The sequence below is a fragment of the Limnohabitans sp. genome, from assembly GCF_040401495.1.
GTDB lineage: Bacteria > Pseudomonadota > Gammaproteobacteria > Burkholderiales > Burkholderiaceae_C > Limnohabitans.
Window position 1 is genome coordinate 1 of record NZ_JBBAOI010000004.1, and the last position, 15987, is coordinate 15987.

The following is a 15987-nucleotide window of genomic DNA, read 5'->3' on the forward strand; positions in this document are numbered from 1 at the left end:
TCCATCGCTCTAACCGACTGAGCTAAAGCGCCGAGCCGCAAATTATAGCGAGACTCCGGTGGGGGATTTGAGGGGGATCCTCGAATTTTGATTTATATTATTTCGCAACCTATCCATGACCCACATAGGAGCGAGCAATGACTTTATTCGATAAGTGTGCTGTCATTGCATTAGAACCTTGAAAATCACAATACCGATTGAAGTCCAGAATTGAGGTAATCATGTTGAAAAAATTTCTCACCATCTTTTGCTTGCTGATCTCATGCAATTTTTCGCATGCACATCCTCAAGATGGCATGTCGCCAGAACAACTAATGTTTCACTACGTGAAGATGTTCAATGAAGAAAACTTGCCGGCACTGCAAGACATCTTCCATTCCCCACACGTTCGTTTGATCAGTGGCAAGCTGGTCAAGTTTGAAGACAAATCAATACCAGTTGTGGATTTTGAAAGTCTGAAAAAGACAGGTTGGAAGCATTCCAAGATCAACTCAGTCAATGTATTGGCAGAAAGTGCAAATTCAGCCATGGTTGAATTGGATTTTTCACGCTTTGACAAAGATGACAAAGAGTTCTACCGTTCAACTGGTTTTTACGTACTTACAAAAAATGTGGGCTACTGGCAAATTTTGAGTCTCAATAGCATCGGTAATGTTGCAGGCATGAACAAGTAAATCAAAAAGCCATTGAATTGAACTGATTTGTTTGATTGCAGTGTCGTTTCTCACGACACTTCAGCGTCCAGTAACGGCTCGGTTGATAGGTGTCGAACATTTTCGACTGCAGTTTTTTTCAACTACTGATGCTGGCCCGGAGCATGAATTTGAAATACAAGTACTCATGCAAAACTTAAATTCCTCTCCTGCGCTATCTGTAGGCTGCGCAGTAACTGGGTATTGCAAACCCAAGGTCAAACAAACAGCAAGTACACGGCATGAGTTAGTTATCGTTCGCATAACAAAGCTTTTCTAAATGACTCTAATTAGGGTCGTTATAGATTGGCTATGCAAGGTTGCGTTGGACAGATCGTTTAGATCAAAACTTTCGGGCTTGGAACGGCTGCTCGGGCGTTTTCGTCTTCTTCGATAAAGATTTCGTTAGACACTTGTTGTCTGCTGACATACAAATTGATGGCGCAAACCACAATCATGATGATCAGTCCACCAAATTCTCTGGTGTTTTCGATCCAAGGTGTACTGGCCATCATGGATTGGGTCAATGAGTCGAAGTTGTGTTCTGTGGCCCAAGATAAAACGCCGTCTTCCACCACAAAGTTATAAAGAGCATATGGAGAATACACAGCGATGTTGAACATATTCAAGCGCTTGGCGCTGATACCTTTGAAAGCGTAGACGCAAGATAACACCGACAGAAGATAAAGTGGCATCCATAAATAAGGGTCTGGGTCATTCCACTGCAAACCAGCGCAGATTAGGAAAAGAACAGCAAATACAACATTGAAGATTTTGAACATTGGATTTCTTAATAGGTTTGAGTTTAGGAAAAATTCCTCTTAATATTAGCATACGTATTTAGGAAAAAGGTCTTGAGTGGGGGGGGTTGAGGCGAGCTTTACGGGTGTTTTGCCAAAGATTAGTGTCGTGAGAAGCGACACTTGCTCAGCGTCCAGCAACGGGACGGTTGATAGATGTCGGATCAACCCGACACTACCGCCACCAACCATTTCCACTATGCCTGTCGTGAGCACGCTTCAGGTTTTGCTGCCGCAGCAGTATTTGGGGCAAATACCCCGCTTTTCGGCGCGATAGACGCATTTGACGCAGTGGCGTTTGTCACAGGCTTTTGGGGCGCGAGTGCTTGCTGACGCTGGGCTAGGCTCTGAGCCTGTGGGTTGGCAGCTGGGGGTTGACTGGTTTTGGCGCTGAGGTTAGCTGGGGGTGGCTTCAATTGGCATTAATCGACGTATATTACTTTATTCGATCATTTTGAAAGTTCAAATGACTACCAAGTTATCGCCCATAAATAGTCCATCTATTTCACCAGAGGACTCTCGGCAACTTGAACTGCTCCGTGAGCGCCGCCGCAGACATCGCCAAATGGAAAAGGATAAAACAAGAAAATTGGCTTCCCTTGAAAATATCGAGGTTCCTACACTCACTACAGGTCAAAGAATTGCTGATCGAGTGGCATCAACCATAGGATCTTGGCGATTTATTATTTTTCAAAGCACAGGAATTTTTTTGTGGATTATTGGAAATGTTTTAAGTGGCGCTAACGCTTGGGATCCGTATCCATTTATCTTACTGAATTTGCTTCTTTCATTTCAGGCTGCATATACAGCGCCCGCCATCATGATGAGCCAAAATAGGCAATCAGAACTGGATAGGCGACATGCACAAAATGACTATGAAATCAATGTCAAAGCTGAACTTGAAATAGAGTTGCTTCATGAAAAAATAGATATTTTAAAAGAACAAGAGCTACTGAGACTTACAGATTCTGTTCGAGATTTATCGTCTCAACTGGAAAAAATCTCAATTAAATTAGTTAATAAACAAGGACTTGCTTAATTCTTGAAGAAGCTCAATACCCTTGATTCTTGGAACTTTTGAACCGAGTTTGGGGTCTAGAAGGATGTCCTTTAAAAGGATGTCATGCCGAAAAATTTGAAGGATAGAAATGAAAATCCGAATGGCAAACGAAGCCGACTTCTCGCAGTGGCTATTGCTGTGGAAGGGCTATCAGGTTTTTACAAAGCAGATATCGCTGATAGCGCTACAGAAACCACCTGGTCTCGGTTTCACGACGCTGCCGAACCCATGCACTGTGCAGTAGCAGAAGTTGATGGACGTCTAATTGGCATGGTGCATTACATTCAGCATCGCAGTTGCTGGGCTAGGGGTGATTACCTGTTTTTGCAAGACTTGTTTGTTGATCCAGACATTCGAGGCAAGGGCGTTGGCAGGGCGCTGATTCAGCATGTCTATGCAGCAGCTGCAGAACTTGGTGCTTCTCGCGTACATTGGCTCACACATGAGTCCAATTCTGATGCAATGCTGTTGTATGACCGAATTGCAGATAAAAGTGGATTTATTCAATATCGCAAGCTGATGTGAAACCCAGTTTCCGACGCCGTAAGTGCAGGGTGGTTCACGGTTAAAGGGGTGGTAGGATTTTTCGTGAGAAACGACACTTGCACAGCGACCAGAAACGGGAAGATTGTTTGAAGTTAGGTCAGCCCACACAAAAGAACCAGTTTCAAGGCGGATAATTTCCGTTATTCAAGTGTCGAAGTCGAATGATTTCTTAAGCTGGTTCACTGACCAATATTTACGTCGTCTGCTAGGATGAACTTTTAATGCGCAAGACATTTATAGCCAATGATTGACACTCAATATTGCCAGTTAATGGCGGAATACAACGTATGGATGAACTCAAAGCTATACCTTGCCTGTGCATCGCTGCCAGAGACCGTATTGCACGAGGACAAGGGGGCATTTTTCAAATCCATTTACCTGACCCTGAACCACATCACCTATTCCGACTTGGCTTTTTTATCTCGCTTTACTGGTGAACCGGAACAGGTACCCCCATTGGGTCAAGATTTGTTCGGCGGTTTTCACCAGTTAACCCAAGAGCGTAAATTAATCGATACTAGGCTATCCAAATGGGCAATAGGTTTAACTCCACAGTGGTTGGAACAAACTCTCACTTATGTCAGCAAAGTTGATGGAAGTAAAAGAACTGCTGCTAACTGGGTACTGGTTACGCATTTGTTCAACCATCAAATCCACCACCGTGGACAGTTGACTACTTTGCTCACACAGTTAGGCTTAGATCTGGGGTCTACTGACTTACCCTTCATGCCGCAGTTCGCTTTCCACGCCGAGTGAGCAGGGTTGAGACCGTGGATGGGGTGGTAGGAGGTGTCGTGAGAAACGACACTATTGGAGCAGGGCTCAAGTTGTCCTTTGAAATGACAACCTGTTGACCGTCCAGTAACGGGATGGTTGGCTTACAGTCTCTATTCATTACCAGTGCACACTAACTTAACTTCAATCTAGCCACTTGAGCATTTCATTTTGACAAACATAAGATAGGCAAACACCTACAAGATAGCTTGCAATCGCTATATCAATTTTCATGTTCGCGCTGTAGAGCAAGTTTGGTATTTCATTTTGAAATATCAACAACTTGGAGTTATCAAATGAAAAAAATTATCTTGACTGCTTTTGTCGCTTGCACTGTGGGTCTTGCTTTTGCCGAATCAGGAACATATGAATCTATAGCTGGTGGAATAACTTCAGTTACTACAAATGATTTCGGAAATAATAAATATTCAATTAGCAATACAAGTTATACAGGAAGAATAGTTAAATCAACTGTATCTTATTATAAAGTCGGTTCGATTAATGTTACGCAGTGTCTTGGTATAGCGACTGTAGAAAATTCAAAAAGTGCGAGCAATGGTACTTGTTTGAGTACTGACTCAGATGGGGATAAATCTCGTCTTAATTTCGTTCGGGGTGAAAGTACACCACAAGGATTCATTGGCACGGTCGAAATTGTTGGCTTAACTGGCAAGTTTGAAAACGTAAAGGGTACATGTACGTTTGATGTAGTTAGGCATGTCCTAAACAGCACGATTCATCTTTCAAATCACGTTAAGTGTTCAGTATCAAAGTGATGCATTGATGGTGTTGAGCCAGTGAAGATGAAATCAAACACTGGCTCAACAACTGCTAACAGCACTGTTGAAATATCAATAACTTGGAGTTATCAAATGAAAAAAATTATTGTGATCTCTGCTGCTTTGTTTTTTGCATTAACAGCGTTAAATCCACTTACAGCTTGGAGCCAAACTGACACCAAGCAAAGCATGAATACCATTTATGAAAAGAGAATTTATGCAATCAAGGTAGGTGAAATGGGCGAAGTTAAACGTCTATTTACAACCCTTGGTTGGCCAGCCTATGTGGAAGGCAAGTTCGACAGAAATGTTGTTGGTTTTTTTATTAGCGATACAGGGGATTTACATCAATTGATCTTCATTTTGCGGTTTGATAGTGATCAAGACAGGCGTGATTTATGGAAAAGACTTTATGCGGATGAAAAAATCATGGTGTTTATAAAACAAATACGCCCCTTCATTCTTTCTCAAAATATTCAGTTGATGGTTCCAGCCCCTTGGGGACCTCAGCCTTAATTTGTTTTGTCGCAAAAGAATGTCGGTTGAACCGACACCGCAGCATCACCATAAAAGAACGACTAGGGTCAGCCACAGTCACCTTGCCGCGCCGTTGTGGGCAGGGTAGTCACAGTTGATGGGTTGGGGATGTCTTTTAAAACAATGCTACATAAGCGTCTATTTACGCGACGCTCAGGATATTGAATTCTGATCAATTTAATTGGTATATTTAATTAGCTAGTAATTTGGTTGTGTGAATTAAATATTCAAGCTAGATCACAGAACTTCACCAAGATGAATCCAAAAGGAAATTGATTATGAAATTAAACCAAATCATTGCTTTGTGTATTTCTTTATCAGCCCTAGCAGCACATTCGCAGGACACTGTTACCTACGAGCCTTTTAAACTTGTAGTAGGTGCTCAAAGAGGTTCCGATATATTTCCATGTACTGACTATGCTTTTCAGCCATACAAAATGTTCCAGCCTGAATACAAGGAATATGGCGCTCCGGCAAGATGGATCTTGCGACATGAAGGAATGGATTTTTGCGGCAAAGCCGGCGCTGATGTGATTGCTCCAGTTAATGGACAAGTCATTGGTATTCAAAGAGAGGATAGTAACCAAGGTGGATTCTTGCTTATAAAAACCAACATCAAATACAGCCATCCAACTTGGACTGAAGAAACCAGCACTTTATATGTGTTCATGACTCACCTCACACCCAAATCAAATCTCCAAGTCGGGCAAAAAGTCACGGCAGGTGATGTGATTGCTGTATTGGAACCACCCGGTAAACCCGGTATTCCAATGCCACATGTTCACATTCAGGCAACGCCCACACCGAAAGTCTGGGTAGCTCAAACTGACCCCAATCAATTCTGGCAGAAGGGTGCAGGTAAGGTCACCTGTTTTGATGCAAAAAATCCCCCAACTGATCAACAGTTGGTTGCACCTTTGAAATGCAATTGATGTAACTTGCGTCTTTCAAAACCATGTATGGTTAGGGAATTGGGGAAATACCAAGCATTTAAAAAAAAACCACCATAAAGGTGGTTTTTGTTGGGAGCTATTAAAAGTTATAACGAAACCCAATTCCTATTAGTGACGCTTCGATATCCCCTTTGTTGCTGAGTTTGGTGTAGTCCAAAGTAGCGTTAAAGCTATTATTGATTTTGTATGCAGTGCCAATGGAGTAAAGGTTGTGATAGTAATTATCTGAACTGTTGTATGTTGAGTAAGTTATTTTATAGTTATTAACGTATTTACCAACTCATCCAAAAACCTCAAAGTCCTCATTAATTTTATAAAAAAGGTCGTAAAGCAAAACCGTAAGAAGATTCTATAGCTAATTCAAAATTAATATTTTTATAAATCGCAGAACCTTTATCCAAGCCCTCTACCAGGAATCCTTCAACAACATATTTTCAGCAATAACTTTACCAAGTGTTAAACGTACTCCTGAAGGTTTAAAAGTACCAACGTTATTTGAGGAGGTATCTTTCGCTGTCAATACGGCGTAAGCCACTTCGCCATACAAGCCATTGCTCTGTGCAAAAGCTGAAGTACAAATTAAAGTAAAAGATACTAGAGTTAAAAAGTTTTTCATCAAGGTTCCCTAAAAATTCTTATTGTATTACTAATAATCTAACTCAGATCAAAGTCTGAGTTAGCCCCCTGATACTCAGTCCCATCGGTATTTCCAGAGGTCACCAAGTACTGAGCCCTTGAGGGCTTGAACCATACTGCGTGTATCTTTGACGCTTTGCAGTCTGGTTCGAAAAAACTGTATGACTCTGCGAGGTAAAGATCTTACAGATCAGCCAAATGCTCAAGAATTGCCTCACGGGCGTAAAAACTCTTGGTGCGCCCAGTTGCCTTGGCTAACTTGTCAAGACGGGACTCGATGTCTTCGGGAAGTCTGAGGGCTAACATGTTCGTCTCCTAGATTGCTTTACAACTCTATATTTTGAGTACAAGGGCATTGCAAATGAGTTTTAACAGCTATGAACTTGTAACAATTCAAAGCATCATTAGAGATTATTGTTTCGCGGGTTCAGTCACATTGAACTTGCGGCACCGTGTGGGGAGGGCAAATCGTAATTAAAAATCCAGCTGCCAATGACAAGACAAAGGTAACTTCATAGCAGCCAACCACTCAGGCAAGTAAGTAGCCTTGAAACCAGAACAAACTAGGGCGGTGTCCATTAGAATGTTTCATGCGTATGTGGTGCTTGACATTGTGTTTGAGTTTGATCAGTGGTTTATTCCACGCATCTGCCATGTCATTGGAAACCTTGTCAACATCACCAGCTGTGTCTATCACCGATGAAAGCCACACGGCATGTCACGAAGCGCAAGACACCAGCCACCCAAAATCATGTCATATCACTGGTCATTTGTGTTGCCTAGGCTTCACCACATTAGCAAGCCACACGCCGCAAGCTGCTTTGCGTTTGAATCACATGTGGAATCCTGTTTTTCAAACATTGCTTCTTCAAGAACATCCATACAAGCAATTCAAACCTCCCAAGCGTCATATCCAAATCTAAAAAACACTTTGCCCCTTTGAGGGCTGTTAACTTTGATTGGAGTTTTGATGAACATGACGCACTACATGGAGTTGTTGGCCACAAACCAACCCTGGAACTTATTGATATTCATGGCCATACCAATTGTTTTGGCGGAAACGCTGGCCATATCCGAGCTGTATCTGCTTTCCACACGCAACTACACCGGTTGGGTCAATGGCTTGAATCGAATGGCAGGTATCACGGTGGGTTTGTATTTCATCGGGGTTATTATTTTCCTGCTGAAAACCGCTGTGTTGCCCATCACCCAAGCGGGTGAGTGGCGAACCATCATTGATGTGTTGGCGGTGGGCAGTTACCTGATTGGTGGTCTGCCACTCATCTACATCGCTTTTCAGGAATTGGGCTGGATCAATGCACAAGCGACAGATGAGTCCAAGCGTCAGACACATGCCATTTGTGTGGCATTGTTTTTGGTGTTCGGACATATCGCAATGATTGCTGGCATGTTGGATCCCGCGCTACTTGGCTATGTGCCTGAAGGCATGTCAGAGGTTCACAACCATTGACAGTGTGAAGTCTGGAAATGGTGTTCTTAACTGAACACTATTTCTGGTAGGGTAGATAACCACTAGGGGTCAAGCTCAGTTTGTTTGTCATGAAGTGTTTTTTCTATTCCGCATAATGTTTATGTTTTTTCATTCCCCAATATTTAGTATTTGATAATCCTTAGTCAAAATTGTAATTAAATTGTACTGCCCTCAGCCTAGCTTGACAGCATAAAGTATGTAAACTCTGTCTCCTTGGAAAATGACGGATATAAAGAAGAGTAGATTGACTAAAGCGTACATGACTTTTTACGGCGAGATTTTTCTGCTGTGATTCAGCAGGTGCCGCTACAAATGGCAAATAAATGTTATGCTAAAAAATTATCCGATACGAAAAAAATTGAACAAAGCTTTTTTCAAATTCATCGCTGCATTTACTTTCGCCGCTTCAACTTCTTTGGGTTTATGCGAGGACTTGAGTTCATGCACTTTGAAAAAAACCTCAGATGAGCAGAACTTCTGTAAAGCCTCTTTTGCGGGTAGCGGAACTTTTTGTGACATGATAAAAAATGGTGAGAAAAAAAGAGAATGTCACTTTATGGTTATCAAGCTTCAAAGAAGCAATGCCTATCAGATAAAGAAATATGAAGCCCCTAAGCCTGAGTAAGATTAGTTGCCACTGTTGACAGAGTGAGAAGTCATTGTTTCTGCAAACCTCAATAGGCAATATGCAATATGATCCGAGACATCCAATCAATTTGAATTTAACTCTATGTCTAATCTTTCAAGCCACAACAATGATTTGTCTATCCCTGATGGCGTAACTTTCGTTGGATCCATCAATGTTCCAGGAGTGGCACATATCAATGGAGACATTATTGGCGAAATTACTTGCAAAGAACTTGAGGTTGGGCCTCAAGGCAACATCAAGGGAAAAATTCAAGCACAAGGAATTCAAGTGCATGGCCAATTGGAAAATGATATCAATTGCAAGGGATTGATGAAGATTTTCAAGACTGGAAAAGTTTCAGGCAAGCTCAGCTACTCAGAGATTGATATAGAGCGTGGTGGCCAATTTATTGGCGATATGAGCAGCACCAAAACTTGATAGCCTGCGCTTTACAGCGCTGCGCTATTTCAGTATTTTTCAGGCACCATCATCTGCTCCGGAACTGGGTTACGAATGTAATCTGGGTTTCGTACTCTTGCAGGTAAAGCAATTTCAGCATGCTCAATCTCATGGTATTTAAACTGAGATAGCAAATGGTCAATACAGTTGAGTCGTGCACGTTTTTTATCGACGGCCTGAACAACCCACCATGGCGCTTCAGCAATATGAGTACGCTCAATCATGGTTTCTTTTGCGCGTGTGTAGTCTTCCCAGCGGCGTCGACTCTCCAAGTCCATTGGGCTTAGTTTCCATTGCTTTAAAGGATCATGAATACGACCTAGAAATCGGGCATGTTGCTCATCATCGGTTATGGAAAACCAATATTTCAACAAGATGATTCCGCTTCGCACCAGCATTTTTTCAAATTCAGGCACAGTTCTGAAAAACTCTTCGTATTCATCTTCAGTACAAAAATCCATGACCCGTTCAACCCCTGCGCGGTTGTACCAACTTCTGTCAAACAGCACTATTTCGCCAGCCGCAGGAAGATGCGTGACGTATCGTTGAAAGTACCATTGTGTGCGTTCTCTGTCATTAGGTGCCGGAAGTGCTGCTACCCTGCATACACGGGGGTTAAGTCTTTGGGTAATACGCTTGATCACGCCCCCTTTACCTGCAGCATCACGACCTTCAAAAAGAATAACAACTTTTTGCTTGGTTGCTACCACCCAGTCTTGGAGTTTGACAAGTTCGCCTTGCAATCGTAAAAGTTCACGAAAATAAATGGCCCGGTGTTTCCTCTCTTCTTCAGTAGCAAAGGGATCGTTCTCGTTCTCACCATCTTCAATGGTCATCTCTAATTCTTCGTCGATGGAATCCAAGATGTCTTCTCTGATTTTTCTTAATTGATCTGCATCCAGTTGGGATTTACTGTCCATACTGTTCACCTTTAATTGACATATCTAGGTTGTATTGCTTGTTCATGTAACGTTCATGACGCTAAAGACAAAATAGCCAAAGATCTCAATTCGAGCGCAGGTGAATAATTCGTAGAGACTTATTTTTGTCATAACTTTGAAATAAAAAAATGCTAGCAAATGACTAGAATTCAGGTCTTTCCTTCCACCTCATCCTTAAAATGCGTGCTGTCAAAAAAGTCAAAAAATATATCGAACATTCTCCAGAGTCGATGACTGGATTAGTTTATGCAAGACTCATACTTTCATTAGAGGCAGGTGAAGATTTTCCTATCAAAGAGCTTTATAAACTAAACGCCCATGATTTTGAATTGGTGTTAGAGCTCATGAAGGATTGGCGCATTGATCGGTTTTACATCGGTAAAGCCAAAGCCTTTGACACAGCCACCCACGCCTCAGATTTAGCCAGAAGCTAACGCCTGCTTATTTTGATACCTCTAAAAGAAGGATCTGTAGGTACTGGAAAATTTTGGTGTTCGATGTAAGAACTGGCTAAATCGCCTAAGTACTGGCTGCCTATATCGTGGGAGCCGGTCTGACTTGGAACGTAAAGTCTTTCGGATACCTGTTGAAAGAATTTCTGTAAAGATAAATGGCAGTGCTCCCAAATGGTTTTCATAAAATCCCCTTAGAGATTTGGTATCGATTTGCCAACTCTATGCTTATTTGAAACAATTGCAATCAGTGTATTCATCTATCAGCTATTTAGGCTTTCTTGCCACCAAACCGAACCAAACGAGGCATATCCACCCTCCAGTAATTTAATCAGCATATTAAATAATATTTTTAAAATTAGTATTTTATGAATCAAAATTAAAAATTTCGAAATATTTTGTTATCATAACTCACTCAAACACATGAATTCAGTTATGAAGCTACTACAAATTCTTTTAGTCTTGGGTGTTGCTGAAATTCATGCGCAAAATATTGGAGATGTCTTTGGGGGCATCTCTTACATACAAACCTCCATCAAAGACGAATCCTCAACAAACCTAGGTACCTTCAAGCCCACCGTGGTTGGCTTAGGGCTGGCTTATGTGGTTATGGACAACATAGCACTTGAAGCAAATGCATTCAATGGAGACAAGGATTCATCGAATTCACCAAAAGCAAATTACACCTACACGGTCAAAATAAAAAATGGATACAGCTTAGGTGTACGGCCATTCATGGCATTTAATGAAACATGGGGGGGCTACGCGAAATTAGGCAGGCAGTATGGAGAACAAACAACGGTAGTTAAATACGGAGCAAAGACATTAAGTGACAAATCGTCTACGTATGCAAACACATTTTATGGTCTAGGTATTTCATACAACATCAATCCCAAGTGGGGAATTTCTTCAGAATACATGTGGTCCAAAAAAGGAAATTCCGAAACGAGCAACACCACTGTTGGAGTTGGACTCAGGTACAAATTTTAAATTCTCGCCAAAACACAAGGCGGTCAAAAAAATCCCAGCCTAGGTACAAACTCATTAGATTAGACCTACGGAATATACTTCGAAGATTCAGCAACTTTGTCAAGAATCAGCAATGAGTCGTAAGCTAGTCCGAAGTGGAGTGCCGCACGCGGTCACCTTTAGTGCCGTGACACGCAATGCTGTGAGTCCTAAATATGAACTAAAAGAAGGCGAGAACATAGCGCTTGAACCTAGCGATGGTTCTGACTTAACCACAAAAACCATTATTGAAAATACAAATTTTTCTGAGGGAAAAACGCATATTCAAAGCAATATGCAACATATCGATGCAGACACTCTTCTTAATGACAATATATTCCGTGAGTCAGCAGAAAAAATCTTAAACAATCAACAAAGTAAGAGTGCAAGTTTTCATTACAAAGACAATATACAGAGCCTAGGCTCGAGCAAGCACTACAAAGATAATTTTCAAAAATTCAACGACACGAACCCTATTATCGATAACCGACAAAAAATTACAGACGATGCCCAGTTAAGCACCCATCATTTCATTGGTTCCAAGGAAGTGATTCAAAATCTCAAAATTGACCGAAAACCTCGTAAACCTGTAACAAAAGTTGCCAGACCAGTCAGAGCAGATTTACTTAACCAAGAATCCAGCACAGTCAATGAAGATGAGCTTCAAGCCAAAATACGGCATATAAAAAAGAAGCTTCAAAATGCAAATCAAAAACTCAAAAACATACAAGAGCGTAATCAATAGTTTGTGAATTAATTCAATCCCTCATCTCATTGCGTATCACTTCAACAACATCACAAGAAGCTATTGAATTTTTTTGATTCTTAAGACTGATGGCCACATAAGGTTCTTCTGGATAGCTTGTAGCCAAAATGAAATGCCCATCGGTGTAATCGCTCCAATGACCACCATCCATAGTTACCCAAGCGCGGTTAAAGGGCAATGTGTATGTTTCATTTTTGAATGACACCATAACGGTATCTCCCTTGAAATGAACCTCAAAAGGAAAACCAAGGTAGTGCTTGCCACAGGTGAGAGGCTTTGAGGCAATTTGTGCAGAAGCCAAAAAACAATGCAATGAGACAGCAAAAAAAAGAACATATTTCATAGGGCGTATTATGTAGCGCTTCAAGTCAGACACGTTGAAAGAAAATCATGAGCAGGCAAATATTTCCAGAGCACACAATCCATCCTGACGTTCAAGCAACGGTCGCGGCATTTAACCAAGATATCGTTAAAGAAGTTCAACATGCATTGGCTCAAAACCGTGTCGTGGTTGTTGGTATGACGCAAAACCCTATTGTCAAAAATGTTCGCACTTTGCTTTCGGACGCTGGCATTTCATATCACTATTTAGAGTATGGAAGTTACTTCAGTCAATGGAAACGTCGCTTGGCTTTGAAAATGTGGACAGGTTGGCCCACGTTTCCCATGGTGTTTAGCGATGGCATCCTTTTGGGCGGATGCAAAGAAGTCAAAGTATTGCTCGCATCTGGTTTTTTCAAATAAAACTGCTACTGGGTTTGTTCTAAGCCAGTTGTTGCAAGCCAGTTAACAATGCTGCTCACCATGGGTTGCACTGACTGTGGGTCGCGTATATCACCAGCCAAAACATGCTGACCTTCACTTCGACTGTAAGAAACCAACTCCAGTTTTTTATTGGGTGAACCAATACGTTCAAAGACTTTTTGAGTTTCTAAGGGGTCAACGGTTTGGTCGTCTGCGCTATAGAGCACCAGCAAGGGTGTCATAAATTGCCGAGCGTCGCTTTCTCGCACTTTCTTCACCAATGCCATCATGGGAAATAAAGCGCTTGTGGGATAACTTTTTGTCCATGCAGATGATTCCTGCACGCTGACTTCAGGGAATTTCAATTCGGTACCTGTGATGGCCATGGCAATTTGTTTTCCCCAGTGACCATTCAGCAGCTCTGAGCGTTTGTCTTTAAGGCCAAAATTGGGTGAGATAAATACGTGCGCTTGAACAGAATTGGCATAGGGTGAAGTCTCAAGCCATGTGGAGAGCGTTGACCCTGTAGAGCAACTGATGACCAAAATTTTCTCGCCTAAATTTTGCCCTATGCGAACAGCCTCTACAGTGTCGGCCAACCAATCTTGAACAGAAACTTGACCCAGGGCAGTGCCTGGCAAGCCATGGCCGCTAAGGCGTGTATAAAAAAGATTGGCACCTAATTCTTTGGCGACCAAGTCTGCAACTGGTGCCGTTTCCATGCGACTGGCAGAAAATCCGTGTATATAGACCACAGCCCAAGGTGTCTTTTGATGGCTTGGGTTTGCCCACACAATCCCCTTGGCTGTGCCTGGTTTGATATCGCTGAACTTAGCCTCGCTCTGGGCGATCCAATCATCGAGTGCTGCCAAATTTTGAGTGGGCGCGATTCTGCTGGTAGGGGTGTCGCTGCCAAATTCGTTGGTCGGCCCTGCAAAAAATGCAATCACAGCAAGCAGCACAACTCCCAAAAGAGATTTAATGGCCAATATCCCCCAGCTTTTAAATACGGATTGCGTTTGGGTTTCTACAGTCATAACATTCCCCAAGGGATTATTGGTTTTTGAAAACAGCTTTACGTTTATTGACAAAGGCATCCATGCCTTCTTTTTGGTCTTCGGTCGCAAAAAGCGCATGGAACATACGTCGCTCAAACATGACCCCATCTGACAAACTGCTTTCAAATGCGCGGTTGATAGATTCTTTAGCAGACATCACAGCGATTTGCGAATAATCGCAAATGCTCAGTGCTGCGCTTAAAGCCTCCTCCATTAATTTATCCAGTGGCACGACGCGACTGACCAGCCCTGCACGCTCGGCTTCTTGCGCATCCATCATGCGGCCAGTTAAAGCCAAATCCATGGCCTTGGCTTTGCCAATGGCGCGGGGTAAACGTTGTGTGCCACCTGCACCAGGAATGATACCGAGTTTGATTTCCGGCTGACCAAACCGAGCGTTATCGGCTGCGATGATGATGTCGCACATCATGGCCACTTCGCATCCGCCGCCCAGTGCAAAACCTGAAACGGCGGCGATGATGGGCTTGCGAACACTGCGTAGCGTTTCCCAATCGCGAGTGATGTAGTCGCTTTTATAAACGTCGGCATAGCTGTAAGTGGCCATGGCACCAATATCAGCACCTGCCGCAAAAGCTTTTTCATTACCTGTCAAGATGATGCAACCTATATTCGGATCTGCATCAAATATCTTCAGTGCGGTGCCCATCTCAATCATGAGCTCGCTGTTAAGCGCGTTCAATTGCTTGGGGCGGTTAAGGGTGATGACTCCCACCTTCTCGGCTTCGGTGCGAACTTGAATCAACTCGTAGCTCATGCATCTCTCCAAATCGTGGCTGCCTTGTTCAACTTAGCCCCAATGCGAATAAATTGGGGATGGTGATAAATTATCCCCTAAGGAGACCGACATGCATGACAAGACCGTAAGCTATGAAGAGCGGGGCCCAGTAGCTTGGCTCACACTCAACCGTCCGCAAGCTTTAAACAGCTTTACACGCGAAATGCACCGTCATTTATGGGAAGCTTTTGACCAGGCAGAAGCCAATCCTATTATTCGTGCCATGGTTATCACGGGTGCAGGTCGGGGTTTTTGCGCTGGGGCCGATTTATCTGAATTCGATTTCGCCGATGGACCGAATTTGATTGCGCGAGCCGACCCAGGCCCAGTGATTGACCAAGCTTTCAATCCAACAACAAGGCGTCTACAGCAACTGCGTATGCCCACTGTGGCGGCAGTCAATGGTGTGGCTGCAGGCGCTGGCGCTTCTTTTGTGATGGCTTGCGATATTGCCATTGCGGCACCTTCTGCATCATTCATCCAAGCCTTTAGCAAAATTGGCTTGATTCCAGACGCAGGTAGCAGTTGGTTTTTGGTAGAGCGCCTAGGCTTGGCTCGGGCTATGGCATTGGCCATGACTGGCGAAAAATTGATGGCGCCCCAAGCCAAGGAGTGGGGTTTAATTTGGGATGTGGCAGAGGACTGTTTGGAAGCCTCTTCTCAAATGGCGCAACGCTTGGCTGCTATGCCAACCCAAGCTTTGATTGCCACGCGGGCCCTATTGCGTGAAGCAGGAAATAGAAACTTAAACCAACAACTTGATGTTGAGCGCGATACGCAATCTAAACTTGGGCAGACACATGACTATATTGAAGGTGTTTCAGCCTTCTTGCAAAAACGTCCTCCTCAATTTACAGGGCACTGAC

At 42.9% G+C, this 15987-nt stretch carries 22 protein-coding genes and 1 pseudogene; 16 read left to right on the top strand and 7 right to left on the bottom strand.

Annotated elements, in window-relative coordinates; all coding sequences use genetic code 11:
• Positions 1 to 296: 296 nt before the first annotated feature.
• Positions 297 to 674, top strand: coding sequence for a DUF6841 family protein (locus AC9UEO_RS04035; RefSeq protein ID WP_509530212.1), 378 nt, complete (start codon positions 297 to 299; stop codon positions 672 to 674).
• A 356-nt stretch (positions 675 to 1030) separates the two neighbouring features.
• Here the strand turns inward: AC9UEO_RS04035 and AC9UEO_RS04040 are convergent, their stop codons facing one another.
• Positions 1031 to 1474 carry a transmembrane 220 family protein gene (locus tag AC9UEO_RS04040; protein WP_509530215.1) on the bottom strand — a complete coding sequence of 148 codons (444 nt, stop codon included), beginning with the start codon at positions 1472 to 1474 and terminating at the stop codon, positions 1031 to 1033.
• A 174-nt stretch (positions 1475 to 1648) separates the two neighbouring features.
• On the opposite strand from AC9UEO_RS04040, the gene AC9UEO_RS04045 reads away from it, so the two are divergent.
• From AC9UEO_RS04045 to AC9UEO_RS04075, 7 genes and pseudogenes are all read left to right on the top strand, one after another.
• Positions 1649 to 1825, top strand: a complete 177-nt coding sequence (locus AC9UEO_RS04045) for a hypothetical protein (RefSeq protein ID WP_509530218.1) — start codon at positions 1649 to 1651, stop codon at positions 1823 to 1825.
• A gap of 133 nt (positions 1826 to 1958) precedes the next feature.
• Complete coding sequence (locus AC9UEO_RS04050; protein WP_509530221.1) at positions 1959 to 2531, top strand: DUF1003 domain-containing protein; 573 nt, start codon at positions 1959 to 1961, stop codon at positions 2529 to 2531.
• A gap of 109 nt (positions 2532 to 2640) precedes the next feature.
• Positions 2641 to 3077: pseudogene (locus AC9UEO_RS04055) on the top strand (GNAT family N-acetyltransferase).
• Between the two features lie 264 nt (positions 3078 to 3341).
• The gene (locus AC9UEO_RS04060; RefSeq protein WP_509530223.1) at positions 3342 to 3854 is read left to right on the top strand and encodes a DinB family protein; all 513 of its coding nucleotides are present in this window, start codon (positions 3342 to 3344) and stop codon (positions 3852 to 3854) included.
• Positions 3855 to 4168: 314 nt separating this feature from the next.
• Positions 4169 to 4648: a hypothetical protein gene (locus AC9UEO_RS04065; protein WP_509530225.1), complete on the top strand. Its 480-nt coding sequence runs from the start codon at positions 4169 to 4171 to the stop codon at positions 4646 to 4648.
• A gap of 96 nt (positions 4649 to 4744) precedes the next feature.
• Complete coding sequence (locus AC9UEO_RS04070) at positions 4745 to 5167, top strand: NIPSNAP family protein (protein ID WP_509530228.1); 423 nt, start codon at positions 4745 to 4747, stop codon at positions 5165 to 5167.
• 299 nt (positions 5168 to 5466) lie between these two features.
• Positions 5467 to 6120, top strand: coding sequence for a M23 family metallopeptidase (locus AC9UEO_RS04075; RefSeq protein ID WP_509530231.1), 654 nt, complete (start codon positions 5467 to 5469; stop codon positions 6118 to 6120).
• A 427-nt stretch (positions 6121 to 6547) separates the two neighbouring features.
• Here AC9UEO_RS04075 and AC9UEO_RS04080 read toward each other — a convergent pair whose 3' ends face one another.
• Together AC9UEO_RS04080 and relB are read right to left on the bottom strand one after the other, a co-directional pair.
• A complete protein-coding gene (locus tag AC9UEO_RS04080; protein WP_509530233.1) occupies positions 6548 to 6757 on the bottom strand; it encodes a hypothetical protein in 210 nt (69 codons plus the stop codon).
• A gap of 203 nt (positions 6758 to 6960) precedes the next feature.
• A complete protein-coding gene (gene relB / locus AC9UEO_RS04085) occupies positions 6961 to 7083 on the bottom strand; it encodes a type II toxin-antitoxin system RelB family antitoxin (protein ID WP_509530236.1) in 123 nt (40 codons plus the stop codon).
• A 664-nt stretch (positions 7084 to 7747) separates the two neighbouring features.
• Between relB and AC9UEO_RS04090 the strand changes: the two genes are divergently transcribed.
• The 3 genes from AC9UEO_RS04090 to AC9UEO_RS04100 all read left to right on the top strand — a co-directional run bounded on the left by AC9UEO_RS04090 (position 7748) and on the right by AC9UEO_RS04100 (position 9335).
• Positions 7748 to 8248 (top strand): DUF6803 family protein, encoded by a 501-nt coding sequence (locus tag AC9UEO_RS04090; RefSeq protein WP_509530239.1) that lies wholly within the window; start codon positions 7748 to 7750, stop codon positions 8246 to 8248.
• A gap of 379 nt (positions 8249 to 8627) precedes the next feature.
• Positions 8628 to 8894: a hypothetical protein gene (locus tag AC9UEO_RS04095; RefSeq protein ID WP_509530242.1), complete on the top strand. Its 267-nt coding sequence runs from the start codon at positions 8628 to 8630 to the stop codon at positions 8892 to 8894.
• 105 nt (positions 8895 to 8999) lie between these two features.
• Complete coding sequence (locus AC9UEO_RS04100; RefSeq protein WP_509530245.1) at positions 9000 to 9335, top strand: bactofilin family protein; 336 nt, start codon at positions 9000 to 9002, stop codon at positions 9333 to 9335.
• Positions 9336 to 9364: 29 nt separating this feature from the next.
• Here AC9UEO_RS04100 and ppk2 read toward each other — a convergent pair whose 3' ends face one another.
• A complete protein-coding gene (gene ppk2, locus AC9UEO_RS04105; RefSeq protein WP_509530248.1) occupies positions 9365 to 10276 on the bottom strand; it encodes a polyphosphate kinase 2 in 912 nt (303 codons plus the stop codon).
• Positions 10277 to 10476: 200 nt separating this feature from the next.
• Between ppk2 and AC9UEO_RS04110 the strand changes: the two genes are divergently transcribed.
• From AC9UEO_RS04110 to AC9UEO_RS04120, 3 genes are all read left to right on the top strand, one after another.
• Positions 10477 to 10731: a hypothetical protein gene (locus AC9UEO_RS04110; RefSeq protein ID WP_509530250.1), complete on the top strand. Its 255-nt coding sequence runs from the start codon at positions 10477 to 10479 to the stop codon at positions 10729 to 10731.
• Positions 10732 to 11184: 453 nt separating this feature from the next.
• On the top strand, positions 11185 to 11739 hold the full coding sequence (locus tag AC9UEO_RS04115; protein WP_509530253.1) for an outer membrane protein: 555 nt from the start codon (positions 11185 to 11187) through the stop codon (positions 11737 to 11739).
• Positions 11740 to 11905: 166 nt separating this feature from the next.
• Positions 11906 to 12502, top strand: coding sequence for a hypothetical protein (locus AC9UEO_RS04120; RefSeq protein WP_509530256.1), 597 nt, complete (start codon positions 11906 to 11908; stop codon positions 12500 to 12502).
• 13 nt (positions 12503 to 12515) lie between these two features.
• Here AC9UEO_RS04120 and AC9UEO_RS04125 read toward each other — a convergent pair whose 3' ends face one another.
• The gene (locus tag AC9UEO_RS04125) at positions 12516 to 12866 is read right to left on the bottom strand and encodes a hypothetical protein (RefSeq protein ID WP_509530259.1); all 351 of its coding nucleotides are present in this window, start codon (positions 12864 to 12866) and stop codon (positions 12516 to 12518) included.
• A 47-nt stretch (positions 12867 to 12913) separates the two neighbouring features.
• On the opposite strand from AC9UEO_RS04125, the gene AC9UEO_RS04130 reads away from it, so the two are divergent.
• Positions 12914 to 13267: a glutaredoxin gene (locus AC9UEO_RS04130; RefSeq protein ID WP_509530262.1), complete on the top strand. Its 354-nt coding sequence runs from the start codon at positions 12914 to 12916 to the stop codon at positions 13265 to 13267.
• Positions 13268 to 13272: 5 nt separating this feature from the next.
• Here AC9UEO_RS04130 and AC9UEO_RS04135 read toward each other — a convergent pair whose 3' ends face one another.
• Together AC9UEO_RS04135 and AC9UEO_RS04140 are read right to left on the bottom strand one after the other, a co-directional pair.
• A complete protein-coding gene (locus tag AC9UEO_RS04135) occupies positions 13273 to 14304 on the bottom strand; it encodes an alpha/beta hydrolase (RefSeq protein ID WP_509530264.1) in 1032 nt (343 codons plus the stop codon).
• Positions 14305 to 14320: 16 nt separating this feature from the next.
• A complete protein-coding gene (locus tag AC9UEO_RS04140) occupies positions 14321 to 15100 on the bottom strand; it encodes an enoyl-CoA hydratase (protein ID WP_509530267.1) in 780 nt (259 codons plus the stop codon).
• Positions 15101 to 15191: 91 nt separating this feature from the next.
• Here AC9UEO_RS04140 and AC9UEO_RS04145 point away from each other — a divergent pair, with 91 nt between their 5' ends.
• Positions 15192 to 15986 (top strand): enoyl-CoA hydratase-related protein, encoded by a 795-nt coding sequence (locus AC9UEO_RS04145; RefSeq protein ID WP_509530269.1) that lies wholly within the window; start codon positions 15192 to 15194, stop codon positions 15984 to 15986.
• Position 15987 lies beyond the last annotated feature (1 nt).

Bases quoted from the DNA above. Each gene is read 5' to 3' on its own strand.
- AC9UEO_RS04035 (WP_509530212.1), top strand. From the start codon at position 297: ATGTCGCCAGAACAACTAATGTTTCACTACGTGAAGATGTTCAATGAA.
- AC9UEO_RS04040 (WP_509530215.1), bottom strand. From the start codon at position 1,474: ATGTTCAAAATCTTCAATGTTGTATTTGCTGTTCTTTTCCTAATCTGC.
- AC9UEO_RS04045 (WP_509530218.1), top strand. From the start codon at position 1,649: ATGTCGGATCAACCCGACACTACCGCCACCAACCATTTCCACTATGCC.
- AC9UEO_RS04050 (WP_509530221.1), top strand. From the start codon at position 1,959: ATGACTACCAAGTTATCGCCCATAAATAGTCCATCTATTTCACCAGAG.
- AC9UEO_RS04060 (WP_509530223.1), top strand. From the start codon at position 3,342: ATGATTGACACTCAATATTGCCAGTTAATGGCGGAATACAACGTATGG.
- AC9UEO_RS04065 (WP_509530225.1), top strand. From the start codon at position 4,169: ATGAAAAAAATTATCTTGACTGCTTTTGTCGCTTGCACTGTGGGTCTT.
- AC9UEO_RS04070 (WP_509530228.1), top strand. From the start codon at position 4,745: ATGAAAAAAATTATTGTGATCTCTGCTGCTTTGTTTTTTGCATTAACA.
- AC9UEO_RS04075 (WP_509530231.1), top strand. From the start codon at position 5,467: ATGAAATTAAACCAAATCATTGCTTTGTGTATTTCTTTATCAGCCCTA.
- AC9UEO_RS04080 (WP_509530233.1), bottom strand. From the start codon at position 6,757: ATGAAAAACTTTTTAACTCTAGTATCTTTTACTTTAATTTGTACTTCA.
- relB (WP_509530236.1), bottom strand. From the start codon at position 7,083: ATGTTAGCCCTCAGACTTCCCGAAGACATCGAGTCCCGTCTTGACAAG.
- AC9UEO_RS04090 (WP_509530239.1), top strand. From the start codon at position 7,748: ATGAACATGACGCACTACATGGAGTTGTTGGCCACAAACCAACCCTGG.
- AC9UEO_RS04100 (WP_509530245.1), top strand. From the start codon at position 9,000: ATGTCTAATCTTTCAAGCCACAACAATGATTTGTCTATCCCTGATGGC.
- ppk2 (WP_509530248.1), bottom strand. From the start codon at position 10,276: ATGGACAGTAAATCCCAACTGGATGCAGATCAATTAAGAAAAATCAGA.
- AC9UEO_RS04110 (WP_509530250.1), top strand. From the start codon at position 10,477: ATGCGTGCTGTCAAAAAAGTCAAAAAATATATCGAACATTCTCCAGAG.
- AC9UEO_RS04115 (WP_509530253.1), top strand. From the start codon at position 11,185: ATGAAGCTACTACAAATTCTTTTAGTCTTGGGTGTTGCTGAAATTCAT.
- AC9UEO_RS04125 (WP_509530259.1), bottom strand. From the start codon at position 12,866: ATGAAATATGTTCTTTTTTTTGCTGTCTCATTGCATTGTTTTTTGGCT.
- AC9UEO_RS04130 (WP_509530262.1), top strand. From the start codon at position 12,914: ATGAGCAGGCAAATATTTCCAGAGCACACAATCCATCCTGACGTTCAA.
- AC9UEO_RS04135 (WP_509530264.1), bottom strand. From the start codon at position 14,304: ATGACTGTAGAAACCCAAACGCAATCCGTATTTAAAAGCTGGGGGATA.
- AC9UEO_RS04140 (WP_509530267.1), bottom strand. From the start codon at position 15,100: ATGAGCTACGAGTTGATTCAAGTTCGCACCGAAGCCGAGAAGGTGGGA.
- AC9UEO_RS04145 (WP_509530269.1), top strand. From the start codon at position 15,192: ATGCATGACAAGACCGTAAGCTATGAAGAGCGGGGCCCAGTAGCTTGG.